Source organism: Tissierella pigra (genome assembly GCF_018917845.1).
Lineage (GTDB): Bacteria > Bacillota > Clostridia > Tissierellales > Tissierellaceae > Tissierella > Tissierella pigra.
The window spans coordinates 13,007-32,847 of record NZ_JAHLPJ010000002.1 but is presented as its reverse complement, the minus strand read 5'-3'; the positions used below and the strand labels follow the sequence as shown (position 1 = coordinate 32,847).

Annotated in this window: 21 protein-coding genes; 2 read left to right on the top strand and 19 right to left on the bottom strand. The window is 26.8% G+C overall.

The annotated features are described in order from the left end of the window. Positions 1 to 29 precede the first annotated feature (29 nt). Both KQI41_RS18725 and KQI41_RS18720 read right to left on the bottom strand, forming a co-directional pair. On the bottom strand, positions 30 to 2,780 hold the full coding sequence (locus KQI41_RS18725) for a type I restriction endonuclease subunit R (RefSeq protein ID WP_216586035.1): 2,751 nt from the start codon (positions 2,778 to 2,780) through the stop codon (positions 30 to 32). A 126-nt stretch (positions 2,781 to 2,906) separates the two neighbouring features. Beyond that, positions 2,907 to 3,512: a hypothetical protein gene (locus KQI41_RS18720; RefSeq protein ID WP_216586034.1), complete on the bottom strand. Its 606-nt coding sequence runs from the start codon at positions 3,510 to 3,512 to the stop codon at positions 2,907 to 2,909. A 150-nt stretch (positions 3,513 to 3,662) separates the two neighbouring features. Between KQI41_RS18720 and KQI41_RS18715 the strand changes: the two genes are divergently transcribed. Both KQI41_RS18715 and KQI41_RS18710 read left to right on the top strand, forming a co-directional pair. After that, the gene (locus KQI41_RS18715) at positions 3,663 to 3,821 is read left to right on the top strand and encodes a hypothetical protein (protein WP_216586033.1); all 159 of its coding nucleotides are present in this window, start codon (positions 3,663 to 3,665) and stop codon (positions 3,819 to 3,821) included. Beyond that, complete coding sequence (locus tag KQI41_RS18710; protein ID WP_216586032.1) at positions 3,812 to 4,729, top strand: PBECR4 domain-containing protein; 918 nt, start codon at positions 3,812 to 3,814, stop codon at positions 4,727 to 4,729. Before KQI41_RS18715 ends, KQI41_RS18710 begins: the two co-directional genes overlap by 10 nt. Before the next feature lie 97 nt (positions 4,730 to 4,826). Here KQI41_RS18710 and KQI41_RS18705 read toward each other — a convergent pair whose 3' ends face one another. The 17 genes from KQI41_RS18705 to KQI41_RS18625 form a co-directional block, all read right to left on the bottom strand. Then, positions 4,827 to 6,251 carry a relaxase/mobilization nuclease domain-containing protein gene (locus KQI41_RS18705; RefSeq protein ID WP_216586031.1) on the bottom strand — a complete coding sequence of 475 codons (1,425 nt, stop codon included), beginning with the start codon at positions 6,249 to 6,251 and terminating at the stop codon, positions 4,827 to 4,829. Positions 6,252 to 6,414: 163 nt separating this feature from the next. Beyond that, positions 6,415 to 6,996 (bottom strand): GNAT family N-acetyltransferase, encoded by a 582-nt coding sequence (locus tag KQI41_RS18700; RefSeq protein WP_216586030.1) that lies wholly within the window; start codon positions 6,994 to 6,996, stop codon positions 6,415 to 6,417. Positions 6,997 to 7,122: 126 nt separating this feature from the next. After that, positions 7,123 to 7,461, bottom strand: coding sequence for a plasmid mobilization protein (locus KQI41_RS18695; protein ID WP_216586029.1), 339 nt, complete (start codon positions 7,459 to 7,461; stop codon positions 7,123 to 7,125). Between the two features lie 364 nt (positions 7,462 to 7,825). Then, positions 7,826 to 9,544 (bottom strand): AIPR family protein, encoded by a 1,719-nt coding sequence (locus KQI41_RS18690; protein ID WP_216586028.1) that lies wholly within the window; start codon positions 9,542 to 9,544, stop codon positions 7,826 to 7,828. Positions 9,545 to 9,898: 354 nt separating this feature from the next. Beyond that, positions 9,899 to 10,612: a hypothetical protein gene (locus KQI41_RS18685; protein WP_216586027.1), complete on the bottom strand. Its 714-nt coding sequence runs from the start codon at positions 10,610 to 10,612 to the stop codon at positions 9,899 to 9,901. 66 nt (positions 10,613 to 10,678) lie between these two features. Continuing rightward, positions 10,679 to 11,419 carry a JAB domain-containing protein gene (locus tag KQI41_RS18680; RefSeq protein WP_216586026.1) on the bottom strand — a complete coding sequence of 247 codons (741 nt, stop codon included), beginning with the start codon at positions 11,417 to 11,419 and terminating at the stop codon, positions 10,679 to 10,681. Beyond that, positions 11,412 to 11,654 carry a hypothetical protein gene (locus tag KQI41_RS18675; RefSeq protein ID WP_216586025.1) on the bottom strand — a complete coding sequence of 81 codons (243 nt, stop codon included), beginning with the start codon at positions 11,652 to 11,654 and terminating at the stop codon, positions 11,412 to 11,414. Before KQI41_RS18675 ends, KQI41_RS18680 begins: the two co-directional genes overlap by 8 nt. 56 nt (positions 11,655 to 11,710) lie before the next feature. Continuing rightward, the gene (locus tag KQI41_RS18670) at positions 11,711 to 11,950 is read right to left on the bottom strand and encodes a hypothetical protein (protein ID WP_154440796.1); all 240 of its coding nucleotides are present in this window, start codon (positions 11,948 to 11,950) and stop codon (positions 11,711 to 11,713) included. A gap of 15 nt (positions 11,951 to 11,965) precedes the next feature. Beyond that, positions 11,966 to 12,748 (bottom strand): ParA family protein, encoded by a 783-nt coding sequence (locus KQI41_RS18665; protein ID WP_216586024.1) that lies wholly within the window; start codon positions 12,746 to 12,748, stop codon positions 11,966 to 11,968. 135 nt (positions 12,749 to 12,883) lie between these two features. After that, a complete protein-coding gene (locus KQI41_RS18660) occupies positions 12,884 to 13,309 on the bottom strand; it encodes a hypothetical protein (RefSeq protein WP_216586023.1) in 426 nt (141 codons plus the stop codon). Positions 13,310 to 13,441: 132 nt separating this feature from the next. Then, positions 13,442 to 14,323, bottom strand: a complete 882-nt coding sequence (locus tag KQI41_RS18655; RefSeq protein ID WP_216586022.1) for a hypothetical protein — start codon at positions 14,321 to 14,323, stop codon at positions 13,442 to 13,444. Between the two features lie 105 nt (positions 14,324 to 14,428). Then, positions 14,429 to 14,845, bottom strand: a complete 417-nt coding sequence (locus KQI41_RS18650) for a hypothetical protein (protein WP_216586021.1) — start codon at positions 14,843 to 14,845, stop codon at positions 14,429 to 14,431. A gap of 18 nt (positions 14,846 to 14,863) precedes the next feature. Continuing rightward, positions 14,864 to 15,319, bottom strand: a complete 456-nt coding sequence (locus KQI41_RS18645) for a hypothetical protein (RefSeq protein WP_216586020.1) — start codon at positions 15,317 to 15,319, stop codon at positions 14,864 to 14,866. Positions 15,320 to 15,416: 97 nt separating this feature from the next. Beyond that, entirely contained in the window at positions 15,417 to 15,791 is a 375-nt protein-coding gene (locus KQI41_RS18640) for a hypothetical protein (protein WP_216586019.1), read from the bottom strand. A 45-nt stretch (positions 15,792 to 15,836) separates the two neighbouring features. Continuing rightward, entirely contained in the window at positions 15,837 to 16,856 is a 1,020-nt protein-coding gene (locus tag KQI41_RS18635) for an HRDC domain-containing protein (RefSeq protein ID WP_216586018.1), read from the bottom strand. 334 nt (positions 16,857 to 17,190) lie between these two features. Then, positions 17,191 to 17,565 (bottom strand): hypothetical protein, encoded by a 375-nt coding sequence (locus KQI41_RS18630; protein ID WP_216586017.1) that lies wholly within the window; start codon positions 17,563 to 17,565, stop codon positions 17,191 to 17,193. A 106-nt stretch (positions 17,566 to 17,671) separates the two neighbouring features. Beyond that, positions 17,672 to 19,141 (bottom strand): helix-turn-helix domain-containing protein, encoded by a 1,470-nt coding sequence (locus KQI41_RS18625; RefSeq protein ID WP_216586016.1) that lies wholly within the window; start codon positions 19,139 to 19,141, stop codon positions 17,672 to 17,674. Positions 19,142 to 19,841: the final 700 nt, after the last annotated feature.

The following is a 19,841-nucleotide window of genomic DNA, read 5'->3' as shown; positions in this document are numbered from 1 at the left end:
GATTTCCTGTTATTATTTATAATAACATATTAAGAGTATTTGTTTGAGTTTTCTAAAATAAAGTTTTCTATTTCTTTCGTTAGCCGTCTTTTTTCCATGAACTTATATCCTTTTAGTGATTCTGAAATCTTTTCAACTTCTACTATTCCACTAAATTCATAGTTCTCTATAAACTCTCTAACTTGTATATCTGAAAGGTTTAAGGTATTTGCAAATTCTTTTATTTCCTCCGCTCTTTCCTTTTGTTCAAATTCGTTGAAAGAATTATCTATTGAATCTTCTGAGGATAATGTTGGTATTACTTTAGCCAAGAACTTTTTAAGTAAATCTACTTTGTATCTTAGCTCTTTATTATCTGCCCTATCTAATTCAACAATTATTTCCTTAATATCCTTTTCTCTTTGATCTTCATTATCTAAATCAATATTTCTAATTAAGTTCATAATATAATCTACATTGATTCTATCTGTATGCATTAATTCTAAGGCAAAGTCTATATCATCTAATATGGATTCTTTTTCTGAGCTGGTCCTATGATTATCACTTATCATAAGGTATTTACTCTTGTAGTCTTGATATTCTTGCTCAGATATACCTAGTATTTCTTTTTCAAACTTAAATTCATCAAAGGTTTCTAGTTTTACAAGGCATTTAGTCATATCTCTAAATATAATTATAAATTTCATCTGAGCTTCTTCGCTATAAAGTCCATCTACATTTTCAGGTTTAGGTGCTATTTCTATTAATTTTTTTACATATGCTTTAAATAAAGCTAAATATTCCTCAAAGGTTCCTGCTAATACAGTATCAACATTATCTGTTTTGGAAAATATTTTTATGGATTCATCTGTGTTATCTTTTAAATTTCTAAAACAAACTATATTACCATATGGTTTAGTAATTTTTTCTACCCTATTGGTTCTTGAATAAGCCTGAAGCAAATCATGATGTTTTAAAAACTTATCTACATATAGGGTGTTAAGTTTTTTAGAGTCAAATCCTGTTAAAAACATTCTTACTACCAGTAGTATGTCTATTTGAGCTGTTCTTACCTTTTTATCTACATCTGACCTAAAGGATTCATATTTATCAGTTGAATAGTTTGTATGGAACATTTCATTATAATCTTTTATAATCCTTTCTAAACTATCCCTTGAATGTTCTCCTTTTTCTTCTAAATCTTCATTGGCTCCATAAGTAAATATTCCTGTAATATTTAAATCGTGGTCTATAGATTTAAAGACATCATAGTATTTTATTAATGCAGGAATACTATCTACTGCAAACAAAGCATTATATCCTTTAGATTTAGATTTTCTATTGTGATTTTCTATTATATGATTAGCTACGAGTCTTAACCTTTCTTCATCATTCCATACTTCATCTGTATCTATTCCTTCCACCTTAGTTAAATCCTCTTCATCTATTCCTACATTAAATGTTTTTATATAATCCACTGAAAACCCCAATACATTTCCATCATGTATGGCATCTTTTATCAAATAATGATGTAAGCATTTTTCAAATATATCTGCTGTAGTTCTTCCATCAGATGATTTATTTTCAATTAATCTTGGTGTTCCTGTAAAACCAAAATATTGAGAATTTTGAAAATGTCTATTTATATCCCTATGCATCTTACCAAATTGAGTTCTATGACATTCATCTATTATAAATATAACTCTTTTATCTTTATATGGTTCCATAGTCTTTTCGTATCTTGGATTCTTTACTGCATTGGCCATCTTTTGTATGGTGGTTACAATTAAGGGCCTATTTAAATCTTTTATTTGCCTAATTAAGCTATTTGTATTATCTGTTGTATCTACTGACCCTGGTTCAAATTTATTAAATTCCTTTTCGGTTTGATTATCTAAATCCCTTCTATCTACTAAGAAAAATACCTTTTCTATTCCAGGTTCATTGGCTAATATCTGACTTGCTTTAAATGATGTTAAAGTCTTTCCTGATCCTGTAGTATGCCATATATAACCATTATTTTTTGTTTCTAAAGCCCTTTTAACTAATTCCTCCACTGCATATACCTGATATGGTCTCATCACCATTAAAGCCTTATCTGTCTCATTTAATACCATGTATCTTGATATCATCTTAGATATATGGCATTTTTCCAGAAAGGTTTTACCAAATTCACAAAGTGTTGTTATTCTATTGTTTTCCTTATCACCCCAGAAAAAAGTATGACTAAACATAATATCTCCATCAGAATTAGCGAAGTATTTTGTATCAACACCATTACTAACTACAAATATTTGTATATATCTATAAAGACTTTTATATGAATGTTTTCTATATCTCTGGATCTGATTGAAGGCTTCTTTAAAGTCTAATCCCCTTCTTTTAAGTTCTATTTGAACTACCGGTAGTCCATTTATAAAAAGAGTTATATCATATCTGTTAGTGTATTTACCTTCCATGGTAGTCTGATTAGAAACTTGAAAGTTATTTTTGCACCATTCTCTAGTATTCATTAATTCTAGGAATACTTTTTTACCATCATCTCTAGTTAATTCTTGTTTCATCCTTAATATTTTAGCAGATTCAAATATACCTTTTCCGTTAATCTGAGTTAAAAATCTTTCAAATTCTAAATCAGTTAATGGATTATTATCTAAGTTTTTCATATTAAACAGATTAAGTTGATCTCTAAAATTATTAATTAAATCATCTTCATCTTTTATGTATATTCTTTTGTATCCACCATCTACTAATAAGTTTATTAACTTGTTTTCTAGTTGTGCTTCTGATTGGTAAGTCATTGCTATTCCCCTTTCGTACAGTAACTATATTAATATAAATTAAGTTTATACTATATGGATATATATTCTTATAATATAATCTTATCAGATGTCTTAGGAAACTCAATGAATATAAAAAATATCCCTTTATTTCAATAAAGAGATCATATCAATTTCGAAATCTCTATAAGTCTTCCATCCTAATAAATCAATAATTTCTTTGGCCAAGTTAATATCATTGATTCTTGAATATCCTAATTTATTAAAACAAGATATTGTGCTACTATTTTTTATTTTTTCTTCATAATGCATAGCTTGATTTCTTCCATGCCATATTATTTCTTTTAAAGCTACTCCATTTTTTATAGTTCTTCCATCTGGACAATTTTCTAACCCTTTGTATACAATGCTAATCCCCTGTTTTGCAATCTGTAGCACTGCACCAGCAATAAAATCAATGGAATGTTTTTTATTATTTAATGAACTTTCAAGAGATGCTGTTTTAACTCTAAGTGGTTCAATTACTTCTTCCTTAAATTTAGCTTGTCTATAGAAAGAGGATATATATTGCCCTTCTGTAAAATTCTCATCTAAATCTAGCTCTTTTCTCATAAAATCATCATAGAATATTTCATATGTTTTCTTTTGCGATTCAAGGTTAACTCTTAGATTTATTATCTGATTTTCTTCCTCTCTAATTAGCCTTATTAATTCTTCTACAGCATATTTTGTATCTATTAGATATTCATTCATTGTTTTCCTCCTTTGAATTTTAAATTTTTATTTTTTAAAAATGTTGTATTTTTCTTTGTATTTGTATATAATAATATTGTAACTAGTAATTAATTTAAAACTGTATTCTTCGGAATTAGTTTTAATCTTTGGCTGTTGAAGCTTATGTGAGTGATACCAAGTATAAGTGGAGGTCTTCGTGTTGGTTTAGATGTTGAACCTACAGTATCTACTTCTTTTGAAGGAAAAACTAAAAATATCTTAGAATATCCTTTTGGTGTAATGCCAAGAGGATATTTTATTATATGGGGGAAATGTAATTGTCATTAAACATCCAATCTATAATAGATGAATATTGTAAAATAATTAATACAAAATATCTTATACCATTGAGTAATGCTGATATAATAGAATTTACCTTTAAGGGCTCAAATTTGCCACATTTATTAGGTTTACAATATTTTGTAGACATACCTATATTTGAAAAATATAGCAATGGCACTGTAAATGCATCACAAATTTTTAAATCCTTAAGGGACAAGACCATTGATATTAATAAAATATATTCAAGTAAGTATTTTGACCAAGTATATCAAGACAAAATCAAACATTTTAATGTTAATAAATTATTATGCCCAATTCAAATTATAGAGTTTAATTCTACATTAATTAAAGATTATGAATCTAAGCTAGAAAAAGTAGAATATATCTTTTGGAATTATATTAGTTCTGACAATGGATATGGTCATTTAGGCATTGGTTTTACTACTGATAATGGCATTAACTTTCCTAACACATTCTTTTTCAGACAAGATAATCAATATATTGTAAATCAAAAAGAAGTATATCCATTATCTCATCTTATTAAAAAACCCAATAAAACAATTGAATTCAAAATTTATTGGAGAAATGTGCGTGAAAGTATGGTTAAGACATCTCACTATAAATATCTGAAGAAATATGAAACAGAGTATAATTATAGAGTAAATGATTTAACAAATGAATCCATCTCAAGAACTGACAATCACGAACTAATAAAACATTATGAATTACTACGATTAGATGAGGTTAAAAAAGTATATGAACCATATTTGGATGAAGCCGCAAAATGGCCAAATAATATAAAACGTTATTTAATATCTATAATTGATAAAAGTTCTGTTGATTTAAAACCAAATGAAATTAAGTCAAAAATAAATGAAATGCCACAAAATTATTTATATTCTCACTGCCATTGATTAATATTTTGTATTCAATGGCTATCAACTATAATATCCATTATATTAGATTCTAAAAAAAGGGAGTATACAAAATTATTTATGCATCCTCTCTTTGCTATCTTTCCATATCTTTATTAATAGTTTTCTCCTTAATTTTATCCCTATTTCCTAGTATATCATCTATCTTCTTCTCTGCCTTTCTTATTTTATTTACTCTATCTTGAAGATTTTTAAAGTCTTTGTTTATATTTTCTATTTCATTATTAAAATCCTTTGAAGTTGATAATACCTTTTCTATATCAGTATTTAAATCTATATTTAATTTTTCTAGCTGAGATTTTGCATGTTCAAAGGAAAGAATTTCTCCTTCATTTTTTCTATAGAAGTTCTTTTTATTAAATACTGTAGCTTCATATTTTTGATATAAATCTTTATATTTATTATAGGTGCTTAGATATTTGGCAATTTCATTAAAGGATCTGGACTTATCTTCTAGTTCCTTTATATCCTTATTAATCTTACTAGCCATAATATTTAATTCTTTAATCCTTAAATCAATATCACTTCTTTTATCTATCTTTTCATTTCTAAGAAGTAGGATTGTTTCAGCTAAATCTTTTACTTCCCTATACTTTTCATTCCTTGCTTTAAAGTATAATTGTTGTTCTAATGTGTAAACTTTCTTATTTATACCTGATAAGTTTCCTTTGATTTTCTGTGGAATTATGCTTGTCCTTCTAAATCTGGATTTGCTTTTATTTCTTTCTTCTATCCTAAGCTTAAGTTGTTCTTCAGTATAATCAGATCCTAAAGTCTTGCCCCTTGTAAATCTTTGTTGGCCTAAGTTTTCTAATTTAAAAGCTATATGTTTTCCTGTCTTTACTTCTATTCCTTTAGATTTAATTATCATTAAAAATTCATCATAATCCTTAGATTTTTCTATTGCTTCATCCAGTATATCTTTTATCTGCTGTTTCCAACTTTTACCCTTTTGATTTTCTTCCCATTCTTTGTAGTGTTGTCCTCTTTCATTTTTAGGTTCTACTACTGATAGATCATTTTCTAAACATAATCTATCGCTTATTTTTCTTACATCCTTTGCAGATCTCCATTCATCTTTAAACTTGCCCTCTGAATTTAAATTAGTAGAATTAAAAATTATATGATTATGTATATGGGCTTTATCTACATGGGTGGCTATTACAAATTGATGGTTATCTTTTGTAAATTCTTTGGCAAGTTTTATTCCTATTTGGTGGGCCAATTCTGGTTCTACTTCACCTGGTTTAAATGCCTGTCTTAAATGATAAGCTAGAACATCCCCATTTCTTTTGATTTCATTTCCTGTTATATTTTCATAAAGATTTTTATTTAAGGCAAATTCTAAATATGCAGTGTCTACTTCACATTCAAAAGCTGAAACAAGTTCTTCATTATTTGTTTTATCCTTATTAATAATATAATCTAGTCTACCTTTTAAAGTATTATTAGTTGAACTTGAAGTGCTTGATTTTATCTTAGATAATCTTGTTACTGCCACTTATCTCAGCTCCTTTCAATGTCAGAAATTATAAATATTGTGTCATAGATAAAAATAATTTTATGCTTATTTTAAACCCGATAAATTGGCATTTGTTTGGTTAAATATACTGCTAATGTTTCCATACAAATATCTAGTCCCATATTTTATCAAAACTATCTATTCATAATATTTTACGCATTATTACTTGTTTATCTTGCCTTTTCACTTCAGTAAATCCTACTTTTTCATATAGTCTGATTGGACCATTATAATCGTAGTACACATGGTCGTTGTACAACTTTGCATATCCCTCAACTGCTGCATATCCTCGTGCTTTTGCATCAATGCAAATACGTTCAAGAAATGCAGTTGCAATACCTTTACCACGATATTCTGGAGCTATTTCGAAACATACAACAGAATATGTTTTTCCGCATTTATTTTGGCGAGCAAAATCTGGTACAAATGCCGAATAGCTGTCCATATCCGCAGCATTGCACCAACCAATAGAAACATCTTCGTCAAAAGCTAGATAGCCATGAATTCTGCCTTCGTTTAACATTTCTACAGCATATCTGCGAATGGTTCCTTTGATATCATTCCCGAACTCACTCACCATTTTTCTTTCAGTCGCCTTATCCATATTTGGTGATGTGCAATAACACGGTCCATTGGGATTGCCGTCAGAAAATGCTCGATTATCAAAAAAATCTAGGTAATCTTTTGTTAATTCCGGACTCAATTCCTTTATGTCGTAAGTCATAATCTATCTCCTTTTCAAAATATTAATTTACTTTACTATACCTTCAATTTATTATGTTTATCCCTGAAAATTCCTATTTATCTGATTGAATTCATGTTACACACAAAACTACATATATTCATCTAATTATATTAACCGTTGAAAATTCATCAATATTTCTCTTTGCATCTTTTTTATTTCTTTAGTCATTTCTTCTATTCTTCTTACATCTTCTGGGGAAATATAATTAAGTCCATTTAGTTGTTTTGTTATCTGGTTTAAGTTGTTTCCAATTTTACTAATTTGACTATTATGATTTTTAATTATTGATAAGTCTACATTTATTATTAGGCCATCACAAAGCATTTTTCTTACATATGCACTCTTGTTTTTTATTCCTGCTTCTTCAATTTTCTTATTTATTATCTCCTGCTCTTCATCTGAAAGATAGACTTTTAATTCATTTTTTCTTGCTCTATTAGCCATAATCTTTCACTCCTTGTCTTTAGATAACTTTAAATAATAGAAAAATTGAGTAACTTTTTTTCTATCTTTAAGGTTATTTTAAAATCATAATAACTTTATCAAATACGGTTTTGATTTGATTGTGATATTGTGTTCCTTAATTTTCTTTAGGGGTTTGGGGAATATCCCCAATCGGGTTTGGGTGAAGCCCAACAAGCTAAATTTTATAAATTACCTTGAGGTGATTTATAAAATTGTATGTGTTGAGGGAACACATACCCTGCTTGCTATTCTGTAATATCTTACTTAAATTATACCCTAGGGGATTAGCTTAAACAATCTTTGTTTTATAAAGATGAAGCCTTTTTGGGAAAAGGCTAACAAATTATTTTTCACTATTAAAGCATTTATTTAACGCTTCTTGTATAGTTGTTGACAATTCTGAACCCTTGGCAACCTTACTATTCCCACCCAATTCCTGGTACATTCTATATACTTCAATTACATTCTCTTGAATTAACTCGTCATTAATTTTTTCTAAATCTATATTACCTAAGTCATTTGGTTTTATTATTGTCTTTCTCACTATACTAGATGTTACACTATAAATCACATAGAATAAAATATCTCCTTTTTCTACCCTAGAATATTCGGCAAGATTTTTAATATACTTTTCAACCTTTTTACCAATAAATGCAGCATTATAAAAAGATTTTAGATTTTCATTTTCTATATATAACTTATTATAAGAATCATCATTAGTTAATAATGTTGATGGTCTAGCTCTAGCATAATCTGGTTTTTGTAATAATATTGACATTAAGCATTGTGATAAAAAAGAGACACTTACTATATCAACTGCCTTTTTCCCATGATTTTTATAATAATTTTTTCTTCTATCGTAATATAGCCCTCTTGTTTTTAAAAAGATTTCAATTTGCCTGTGAATTGGGTCTGTTGCTCTTAAAGATGATTTTGGAATAGTTGTTTGACTATTTGTCGCCAAAATAATTCGATCTCTTGATTCTTCGTTTTCTGGAACAATGACTCTTATTAATACACTCCTATTTTCTATCTCTACTTTTTCTGGTAATTTTGAAAAGTAATTAAATATCTCTGTTGAAGTCTGTAAGCCGTTAACAATTTCAGGATCTGATATAATTAATTCCTTACCAGTAGCCAATATTGCCTCTGATGCTAATACTGTAATACCATTATTTAACCACCAAAAATCTTCAATAGATGTATTTTGTAATGTATCTTGTATTTCAGTATTTACTATCGTATTCCCTTGATAATCTCTGACATTCGATTCAAAAATATGCTTTATTAATTCATTATTTTCATTAGTAATAAATCTAAAGTATTCCCCCAAGTTTACAAGTGCAACATAGTCCTTTCTTGCATCTATTGTAATAGGTGGCTCCATTAGTTTTAAATTAAAACTTCTATTATTTGAAATACTTGTTAACTCCATCAGTCTATCTGCTCCAATAAAATCAACTGATACTGTTACATTTGGATTTGGAAAAAGACTTTTTACTTTATTTTTTAATTCATTTGCTTGTTCTTTTACATTTGGATGAATTTCAGTGCCTTTAGAAATATATGCATAGTTAATAGAAAGTTTTATTTTATTCCGAATAAGTTTTATAAATAAATCTTGAAATAATTGAAATGAATTTAAAACATCTTCATTATATCGTCCCTTATATTCTGAAATATTATTAGACATTTGCAATAAATTATCTGATATAGTTTTCCATTTCATAATAACATCTTCATTAAAAGAAGTTGTATTTTTAGCCTGTATAATAAAAAAATCTAATTTTATATCTTTAGGAAACTTATAATCATCTATTATATCTTCATTAATTAACATACCATTTAAAAATAAATATATTCCATCACAACCTCCATCTAATCCATTACCTTTTATGCCTTGTTCAAGTTCTTCATAACTTAGATCATAATCTTTTAAATATTGTTCTGCTACGAACAACTCAAAAAAATCATCTATTTCTGTATAATTCTTATTCTCATCAAATTCTTGCCTTATTAATTCATTTAATAGTATTTGATTATTTGTTAAGTTTTTAGACATAACTTATCCCCTTTCGTCATAATCATATACGTCTTAATACTTGATAATTGACTTTATTTGTATTTATATCTTCTATTCTTTTAAATAACTTTAGAAAATACTCTTTCTATTTTCTAAGGCTATTTTTTCTTTGTATAAATAGCTCTATCAAATGGTTTTTATTTGATTGTGCTATTTATATGCCTTTGCATTAAGGATTGTAGTGAAAATCCTTTTTAATAGTGCCTTTCTATTAAAAAGATTGAAACGGAAAGCCTGACCCCTATTTTTTTACGGGGAATGCCATAATAATTATTTAACAAGTTTAACTATATATTATTATCATGACCTCGCTTCTATTAGTTTGAAATTTGCTTATTTTAAGTTTCTTGTTTTCACATTTGTCGCAACACTTAATCCACCAAATTCCATAATTCCGCCACCTATTCTGTTACATACAAATTCATTTGAAAAACAATTTATAAATTCATCTTCTTTACTATATATATCATCCGTAGGATAAACAAGTATCCTCGTTGTATCCAATGCTCTAAAGCTATCTATAGATAGCTTCGACTTAGTAATTGGTCCACATATTAACCTGTCAAACCCCATCTTAGCACCACCCCAATGCTGTCTAATTCTTTTCTTAATGTCTTTCGATGTCCCAATATAAAGTTGACAATATTTATCAAGAATCATTACATAATATCCTGGGCAGGAATACTCTCTTAAGTCTTCAATTTCAAAAAACTTAGTTTGATATAAAAATTTTACTATTTCATCCTGAAACTTAACATGGTCTAATCTCTTGAAAAAATTCATATTGAGGTCAAAGTTTTGTATAACTTCAACTAAGCGTCTTTCACACCAATCATCTCTATAAATCAACCCTTCTTGATCAACATAAATTTCAGAATAAGATTTAATAAGTTTTTCATCATTATTCTCCAATGCCTTCTTATAAATCATATTTTTCCCAAATGTACTCTTGTTTGAAATAATAGCATAATTATCACGAGTCAATTTATAACCACGTTTTCTTAATGTCATAGTTATTCCAAAATGAGTAACTGCTTTATCAATCATTATTCACCTCAAAATTAATTAATTATTAAATTATATAACATCAAAGTTATTTAATTATAAAATTTACTAATTTCTCTCAGCCTCTAATTTTATTTCTTGTTTTTTATCTTTATTTACTTCTTTAGACTTTTCCTTAGCCCTATCTATCTTCTCTGACAAGCTTGTCTTCTCTTTAACCACACTTCCATATGATGTTTCAAATTCACTTACCAATGAAGATTCATTATGTTCCTTAAAAGAATAATAATTATTCCTTCCTGTTATTATATGGTCCAGAACCTTAATCCCTAATGCACTCCCTGCTTCAACTAATCTAGATGTAATACTTCTATCTTCAACTGATGGATAAGAATTCCCTGATGGGTGATTGTGAGATATTATTATACTATTACTATCTAGCATTAAGGCTTCTTTCATAATATCCCTTGGATGGACTAATGAAGCAGCTAATGTTCCTGTAAATATTATCTTTGCCTCAATAATTTGATTTTTAGTGTCTAAAAAGGCAACTGATAAATATTCTCTATCCATAATATTATTAAATCTATTTTGAAAATAACTGCCTATATCCTGTGGACTTGTTATTTTATAAATGTCTTTATGCTGTGAAAGGTTATTATATAAATTATTCATTTCATTTATAGATTTAATCTTATTTAACTGACTTTCATTTGTAGTAAGGGATGTTGGATGTTCAAATATAGAGTTAATACTATATTCATTTAAATAATTTGTAAGTTTAGTCTTAGATACTCCTGTTAATTTACTAAATAATTCTATGAATCTATTTTCATCTTGCTTATACATGATAAATATCCTCCATAATATTTAGTAATTCTTTTAAATCTTTTATTTTATTAACTATATCTTCATTATCAATAAAATCTCCAGGAGAATTCATAAATCTTACAAAGTCATTATCATTTTTAAATTCAATATTAAAATCTTCACCTATTATGTCTTTTATAAGGGTCATGGCATTTATAAAATTTCTTTCATCAATAACAAAATTCGTTTTATTTAAATCTTCTTCGTATTTCATTTCACCACTCCTTTAGACTTTAAATACTTAAGGTTAACTTAATCCATATACATTAACTATTTATATTTCTCCATTTTTTCACCAAAATAAGCATCTAAGGCTTCTCTTACTATTTCTGAAAGATCTTTTCCTGTTTCAGCTTTTTCAAATGCAAGGGCTTTTACATGGTCTGTTCCTATATAAAATGTTCTTGGAATTATATCTTTTTTATCTTCTTTCTTTTCCTCTGCCTGGACACTTACTATATCACTTACAACACTTTTTCTTTTGTTTTCTCTATCTGCTAACTTACTCATTAAATTTCACTCCTTCTAATAATTTTCTATATAATTAAATACTTTTTCATATTCTTCTTTTATCTCTTTTGCTATTTCATTTTTAGGACTTACTACTAAAGGTAGTCCTGCATATATTCCATCCTTAATAGATACACTCTTCTTAACAATTCCAAGTACATCATACTTGCTTTGTAAATGTTCTAAAACTTCATTAGCATCCTTAAGTCTTGATTCATATTTTGTAATTATTACTCCTAGAAACTCTAACTTACTATTTATAAGTTCCTTAATATCATCTACTACAGATAAGAGATCCCCTAATCCTCTGTAAGATAAGTAATCTGCTTCCGTTGGTATAATAAGATAATCTGATGCAGATAAGGCATTTATAGTTAAATTACCTAGCGATGGAGAACAATCTATAAATATATAGTCATAATCATCTACTACCTTTTCTAATATCCTCTTTAAGGTTAATTCTTTAGCTGTAACTGTATTTAAAAGTGCTTCTTTAGTTGCTAAATCTATTATTGAAGGTATAAGGTAAAGATTTTCAATTCCTTCTACTGGATAAATAGCACTTCTTACATCCATGTTTTTACTTTTCTTATTTATCATTTCTTCAAATAAAGTAGCTATATTTATTTCAAAATCAAGTGGCTCTGCACCTGTGGAAATAGTTAAACTGCCCTGGCTATCTAAATCAATCATTAGTGTTTTATAACCTTTCATAGCACTTAAAGTAGCAATATTATAGGTGGTTGTTGTCTTTGCTACTCCACCCTTCTGGTTACATATTGCAATTATTTTACTCATATTATCCCCCTCCTTATTTAATTTATTGATTTTTATATTTCAATATTATTTAATTATTGGATTATAAAAAAATAATATTTATTAATTTATTATAATTATATCATTAAAGTTACTTAATTTAAAGTAATGGATATTTTATATAAATTTATGTTTTTTCATTTCATCTTGAACTCTTTTTACTTTATCATTTATATCCCTAATTTGCCTATCACTTGTCCTTAATTGCGTCAAAGGTTTTTTATCTTTAATATATTCTAATTCTATTTTTTTATAGCTACCTTTACCTAAAACACTCTTTTTATTATCTATTTTTTCTAGCATACTAAATCTCAAAGATAAATTATTATTAATTAAATCATCTTCTGTCAATCCTAAATAATTTGGATCATTAAAAAATTTATATAGATGCGTACCGCATCTTTCAATAACCCATACTGATTCCCCAATATATAAAGATATTGCTTGTCCTGTATTATTATTTAATAATTCTATATGATAAATTCCACCTTTAGCAGCCCTCTTATCTAATCCTTCACTTGTTTCGAAAAAAATAATTTTCATTTTAACATCACCTTTGGTTTTTTATAATTAACATTACTTAAAATTTAAATTATAAATAATTAATATTTATAATAATATTAATAGATATACTTATTTAAAACTAATCAAAATTTGTATTTTATATAAGCTGACTTAATCTTCATCATCTATATCTAAAGATTTTTTAAATAAAGTTATTAAGGGTTCCTTATATTTTTCAATATCCCCTGGTTTTAGATTAATTCTGTAGGTTCTATTTCTTGGAAAATAGTCTAATAAGTCAATACCACTAGATTCAATAAATTCTTCTATGTCCTGACTTTTATGTAGTCTTATTTCCATTCTTGTAATCTTTTTCTGTGGCCTAAATATTACAAAGTTATCTGCAATTCCTTGTCTAGCTAAACCTATATAAAACTTATTATATTTTAGTTCGTAATTTGGATTGATTTCCTGTATTAATTTCAGCCCTTCATCTGCTATGGATACGGTCTTATTGGTTCCTCTTTCAATCCAATAATTTCTATCTGTAACTTCTTTTACTTCTTCATCCTCTTCTACTAATCCAAACTGAACTTCATCTAATATTTTGTTAAATGTAACAAAATATTTTCCTTCGTATTCATAGGCTGTTACTTTTAATGCTATTAGTGGAATACTACCATTAAATAGACTAATCACATTTAAAAACCTTGATGTTATATCTTCTGCTACTATAACAGCACAATGCTCATACTGAGGGTATCTTTTTCTTTCAATATCCCAGTATTCAATAGTCCTTATAATATGTGATTCATCTGTCTTACCTAGTTGTATTTCCATTTCATATCTTTTCAAAGAATCTACATCTTGAAGCAATAAATCTAATCTACCACCAGAGGGTTGAATTCTTTCTTTATCTTTTACAATAAGATCTCCTAATCCAAGGATTTCTGGTCTATTTGCTATTACTTCCTGTAACCAGGCCTCATTTAATTCTGGATGGTCCTTTAAAGAAATTTCTCTAGGCTGTATTACATTAAACTTTTCAAGCATAAATAATTCCTCCCCCAATTAAAATATTTATTAATTACAATATTTTAAAATTATAATATTTGTTAATTTCCCATAATTATATAATTAAAATTTTATTGCTAAATTTTAATGGTCTTCCATAGTAATAATAGTTGGTAATATCCCTTTATATCCAGTGTTTATAATTTTACACAAATTAGAATAATAATAACCATTAATCTTATCAGTGTTTTCAATTGGCTTCATCTCATATATTAAAGTACTTTCAACATCCGTTATTATGCCATCATTACAGCATTTTGGAGATATTATTTCACCTAGCCTAATAAAAACTTTCCCCCTATATTGATCTATCCAATATTTATGACAAGATAACCTATTATAAAAACTACTGCTTGTCTTTCCTATGTATAACAAGGTTTCGTTGTTACCAAATTTTCTAGATATATAATATATTCCTTTACCATATATTCCATCTGAATAGAATATATTTTGGTATATTATAGGGTAAGACCAATGAATCTTTATTGTCTTTACACTCATATTCTCACCTTCTAAATTTTATCTTTGGGTAGAAAAGCCTTCATATATTGGCTCGTATTTATAATGAAGAGCTGCTTCTATTAGTTCCAGGGTAAATACACCTAAATCTGAATCAATTAAAATATCAATTCTATGGCAATTATTTTTTATCCAGTCCCCAACATTATTTTCAGTTATACCTATATCCTGCATATTTTCATCCATAAGAATTGAAGCTGCTAATGTACTTCTAGCTGATTTAGGATTGTAATGTTGACTTAAAAATCTTGCATTACTATTTGGTCCAGCTTTTCCTATCTTTAAAAATCTACCTTCATACCAAAATGTATATACAGCCATTTTTTTATTAGGTAGGCTTTTAGCTTGATGGGGTCTTCCCCTATCTATTATTTCATATTTGTCTTTATCAATAGGTTTTCCTAATACATTGGATACTTCAAGGATTACTTTATTAAATTCATTTATAAAATCCATATTATCTTTCACCAACTTGTAATTGTTTGCCCTTTTAATTATACAATTACTTAATTTATTGTAATTATATAATTAAAGTTATAATGTTTTTAGTAATTTAGATTTTTATATATTTATATACTGATGCTATAATTACAAACCCTATTAAACTAGCAATCATGTCCAATATATCAAAACTACTGTTTAGAAACCTATCATGTACTATTTCTGATGATAAAATTAATATATAGCTCCCCACAAGCATTAAAATAAATTCTTTAAATAGAATTTCCCTTTTAAAAATAATTGGATAGCAGATAATTATTAAAGCAGGTATTAATAATCCTACTGCAAAATTAGGGGCTATTCCTAATAAGAATTTTATGAAACCATTATTTATAATGCCAACATCTCTTAATAATATGGTTAATGCCCAAATCAAAGCTCCTATTATCCCTAATATTCTTATTAAAGTAATCTTATCCTTCCCCAATGTCTATTACCCTCTCCCTAGTTTAATATTATTTGACTTAAAAATTTATTGATTATTAATAATACTTATAATTATATCACCATACTTCTCAACTTTAACTTCCCCAAAACCTGATATAGCTTTTAACTCTTCTTTGGACTTTGGAAGCTTATCTATTAAATCTTTTAATTGAGCATCAGTAAATATATAATATGCTTTTATGCTTTCTTCACGACTTTTTTCTAAACGGAAAGCTTTTAATCTTTCATATAAATCATCACTTTTGATGTTTATATCTTCTACTACCCTTTCCACATCAGTACTAGTATCTATATTATTCAGAAGACCTTCATATTTCTTTGTATAGTCAGATTTATTGGGAGTATGAAAGCTTAATATTCTTGAAGCAATCCTCTCCATATCTGAATCACTAGATGATGGATTAGTTGATTTTTCATTTATATCTTTAATGTATTTATTTAGTTGATCAGCCCTGATTATCATATCCCTTATATCTTTATTTGCATACCTATCGTTTAATATAGTTTTAGGGTTAGCTAATACAACTACTGACTTGTAGTTTTCATCAAAATACTTATCAAATATTAGTTTAAGTAAGATATTTGATTTAACTGATTTAGTTATCTGTTTTAATACTTCTAGATGTCTTAAGTTCTGAGTTATTGGAGAGTAAATACCTTCCCTAATCTTTCTATAACCTAGCTGATAATCTCTAATAAAATTACCATCTCTATCCACCGTAATATTACCAATTAAATTTTTACACTCAATAACAATAACCACTTTTCTAGTTACAATAATATAGTCAATCTGGGCAGATAAATTTTCTATTTCTAGGTGTATATCATGCAAAATATACATAGGTAATCCGCTATTTTTTAACTCAAAAGCAATATTTTCTTCTCCAACTTGTCCTATCGTTGCTAGTTTAATTTCTAAGTCTATTTTTTCCTTTAGATTACCTGTGGCTTTCTCCTGCAATCCCCTTAACCTTGATATATATTCTTCTGTATCACTGTCTTCTTTCAAAAAAATAGGTTTATTAAGTTTATTAAATAGCTGCATTAAATCACCATCCCTTAGTTATTTAATGTTTTAATTTTAATATTTTTATTAATTAAATAATTAACTATATCTTCAATGTTATTTAGTCCCTCACTAGGAATAATACAATTCATACTTTTAAGGACATCAATTATAGTAATCTTTACTAATCTTTTTTCTAGCTTATAAATTTCACTTAATAAATTGATTTTCTAAGCAAAAGTAGTATATAATATTATTAGCAGATTGACCTTGTGTCCCGTGTGAGCCAAGGCTTTTATTTTCTAATAAATTATTGCATTTTATAACTATAGAAGTTTAATTAACTAATATTTTAAATTTAACCTTGAAATTCTTATTTACCGGAACAATCATAGTCATTAACTTGATTTTTCTGGATAGTGTGAATACAGCTTATATTATTCATTGGTACAAATATATTTCCATCCCCAACATCTTTTGAGGCTATATAAAAGGATATTCCATATTTATTGATATAATTTATATCGATAATGTTTTCATTCTTAAAGAACTCTCTATATTCTAATGTTTTTAAAATAAAGGGTTTTTCTTTGAATTCAATAATAAATATATCATCTAATCTTAAATAATTGACATCATCTTCTCTATATTTATCTCGATCTAATCCTATATTTTGTAAATATCTTATTGTTTCTTCTGCTCTAGTTTCATCTACAAAAGACAATCTACCTTCAATACTTTCATTCATATATAACATCTCCTCAAACAAAGTTCTAAAAACTTAATTACTTATAATTTTGATTATTTAATTTTACATTTTTAGAATTATTTATTTTTAAAAATATAAAACTTTTTTAAATATCTTTTATTATCCTATTTAGATTTACTGCAAACTCAATTTTATAGTCTTTAAAATACTGAATCATACAGGACTTTAAATGACTTTCATAAGATGAAATTTCATACCCTTCTGATATCTGAATATATTTTTCGACAAAAGATTCCATAAAATAAGTTAAAGAAAGTATATTTTCTGGCTCTATTATATTATTAAGCATATCAAGAATCTTTGAATAGCTTAATTTACTACCTTTGTAATATGTATAATCCCTATTTGTAAGCATATCAACTAGACACTCAATAGATGTATTATAAATATTTTTTAGAGTATCTTCTTGATAAATGTCTTCATGGTATTCATATTGAGTTAAATGTCTTAATGTTTTTCTCATAAGATTTTCATCTTTAGCATATTTATAGGGTATACCATTACTTTCTTTAATATCTTTTTCAATTTCTTCTGTAGTTATTTCTATTTCATTCTTTCCTTCATTTTCTTCATACTTGTTTTTATTGAAGGAAGGAATGATTATATTAAAACTGTTACTATTAAAACTGTTACTATTAGAGTCCGTATTCTCCATGTCCTTATTCTCCGTGTCTTCTTCATCCATGTCACAGAATTTAGGGTTCGGTATTTTTATTTCTATATTTTTATCCATGTCGCAATTTTTAGGGTTCGACAACAAGTCAGTATTTGCAACAATTTCATCCATGTCCTTATTTTTAGGGTTCGGTGTTTCTAAGTTATGATTACTGTTTTCTTTTATATTTTCATCTTTAACTGTTTCTTTATTTTTCTTATCCTCTACAAGTAATTCATCTGGGTTATCTACTAAAAAGTAATCATTTACAGAAAAGCTTCCATTAACTTTTCTTTGTTTTGTTGTTAAATAATTACAGTCAATTAATTGTCTATAGTGAACATAATAAGTACTTTCATTTATTCCTAAATGAAATAATATATTTTGTTTCTTTGGAAATGATGAATTACCACTTCCTGTATAAGATGCAAAATAAGCATATATACCTTTTGCCTTAACACTAAGTCTTTGATCCATAAGCACAGCTTTTGGAATCATCCCATAGCCCAGTGATTTAATTCCTGAAAATCGTACTCTTTCATTAGTTATATTAAAATTATCAATAACATCACTAATATTAGGTGGATTTGAAACTAAAATATAAACATTTTTAGCAAAGTATCCATCTTCTGTTTTATTTTTTTCCACTTTAATATATCCATGCTCTAATAACTGATTGTAATGAACATAATAGGCGTTTTTTGAGATTTTTAAGCTTTCAAGGATATAATCCCTGCCTGGAAAAGAACTTGTCCCATTTCCGGCATGAGAGGCGAAGAAAGCATATATTGCTTTTGCCTCTAGAGAAATATTTCTATCAAACATTATCAGTTTTGGTATAATTCCAAAACCTTTAAAATTTACTCCTTCAACTTTTAATAAATTTACGAATTTTTCCATTACTAAGATCACTCCTTTTCCTTTGTCTTAGCCTATATACAAAAATAGCCTATTTAAGTATATAAAGATACTTAAATAGGCTTGAAATTTTATCTTAATATGATATTATAGTTATATAACTAAATAAAACTATAATAAAAGATAAGTTCTCACTTATTTAGGTATCGGGGCTAAGGGTTACCTTTATAAGAATTTAAAAATACGCCAATATTTTTAAATCCTCGGGGGACATTTTTTATTAAATAAAGTGTATCACTAATGCACTTTATAAGCAATATGCTAATTTGAGAGTAGTCTTCCTTTTTGGAAGGCTATTCTTTTTTTAATTTTTGCCTAATAATTGTAATTACTTAATTTATTATAATTGATATTATTTAATTTATATATTATATACTTTATTAATTTATTGATTGCAAGTAATTGGTAATAAGTGTTGAAAATTGGTGATTTAAAAATATAATTTCAAGACACTAAAATTACTTAATTATAAGATTATTTAATTTATTGATTATAAGTATATAATATTTTTTAATTATGTCAATAAATTTTATATTAATGGGTATATTTATGTAAATAAAATAAATAAAAATATTTTTAAAAAAAATAAATTATTGCTAATTTCATCAAAAGTTGATGCCTAAAAATCATTTAGATAAATTTTAAATTGAAGTATTATCTTACAAATATATAAATTGTAGGT

What these genes read in the sequence shown, in the direction of transcription:
- KQI41_RS18725 (WP_216586035.1), bottom strand. Translation starts at nt 2,780, where the DNA reads ATGACTTACCAATCAGAAGCACAACTAGAAAACAAGTTAATAAACTTA.
- KQI41_RS18720 (WP_216586034.1), bottom strand. Translation starts at nt 3,512, where the DNA reads ATGAATGAATATCTAATAGATACAAAATATGCTGTAGAAGAATTAATA.
- KQI41_RS18700 (WP_216586030.1), bottom strand. Translation starts at nt 6,996, where the DNA reads ATGACTTACGACATAAAGGAATTGAGTCCGGAATTAACAAAAGATTAC.
- KQI41_RS18695 (WP_216586029.1), bottom strand. Translation starts at nt 7,461, where the DNA reads ATGGCTAATAGAGCAAGAAAAAATGAATTAAAAGTCTATCTTTCAGAT.
- KQI41_RS18690 (WP_216586028.1), bottom strand. Translation starts at nt 9,544, where the DNA reads ATGTCTAAAAACTTAACAAATAATCAAATACTATTAAATGAATTAATA.
- KQI41_RS18685 (WP_216586027.1), bottom strand. Translation starts at nt 10,612, where the DNA reads ATGATTGATAAAGCAGTTACTCATTTTGGAATAACTATGACATTAAGA.
- KQI41_RS18680 (WP_216586026.1), bottom strand. Translation starts at nt 11,419, where the DNA reads ATGTATAAGCAAGATGAAAATAGATTCATAGAATTATTTAGTAAATTA.
- KQI41_RS18675 (WP_216586025.1), bottom strand. Translation starts at nt 11,654, where the DNA reads ATGAAATACGAAGAAGATTTAAATAAAACGAATTTTGTTATTGATGAA.
- KQI41_RS18670 (WP_154440796.1), bottom strand. Translation starts at nt 11,950, where the DNA reads ATGAGTAAGTTAGCAGATAGAGAAAACAAAAGAAAAAGTGTTGTAAGT.
- KQI41_RS18665 (WP_216586024.1), bottom strand. Translation starts at nt 12,748, where the DNA reads ATGAGTAAAATAATTGCAATATGTAACCAGAAGGGTGGAGTAGCAAAG.
- KQI41_RS18660 (WP_216586023.1), bottom strand. Translation starts at nt 13,309, where the DNA reads ATGAAAATTATTTTTTTCGAAACAAGTGAAGGATTAGATAAGAGGGCT.
- KQI41_RS18655 (WP_216586022.1), bottom strand. Translation starts at nt 14,323, where the DNA reads ATGCTTGAAAAGTTTAATGTAATACAGCCTAGAGAAATTTCTTTAAAG.
- KQI41_RS18650 (WP_216586021.1), bottom strand. Translation starts at nt 14,845, where the DNA reads ATGAGTGTAAAGACAATAAAGATTCATTGGTCTTACCCTATAATATAC.
- KQI41_RS18645 (WP_216586020.1), bottom strand. Translation starts at nt 15,319, where the DNA reads ATGGATTTTATAAATGAATTTAATAAAGTAATCCTTGAAGTATCCAAT.
- KQI41_RS18635 (WP_216586018.1), bottom strand. Translation starts at nt 16,856, where the DNA reads ATGCAGCTATTTAATAAACTTAATAAACCTATTTTTTTGAAAGAAGAC.
- KQI41_RS18630 (WP_216586017.1), bottom strand. Translation starts at nt 17,565, where the DNA reads ATGAATGAAAGTATTGAAGGTAGATTGTCTTTTGTAGATGAAACTAGA.
- KQI41_RS18625 (WP_216586016.1), bottom strand. Translation starts at nt 19,141, where the DNA reads ATGGAAAAATTCGTAAATTTATTAAAAGTTGAAGGAGTAAATTTTAAA.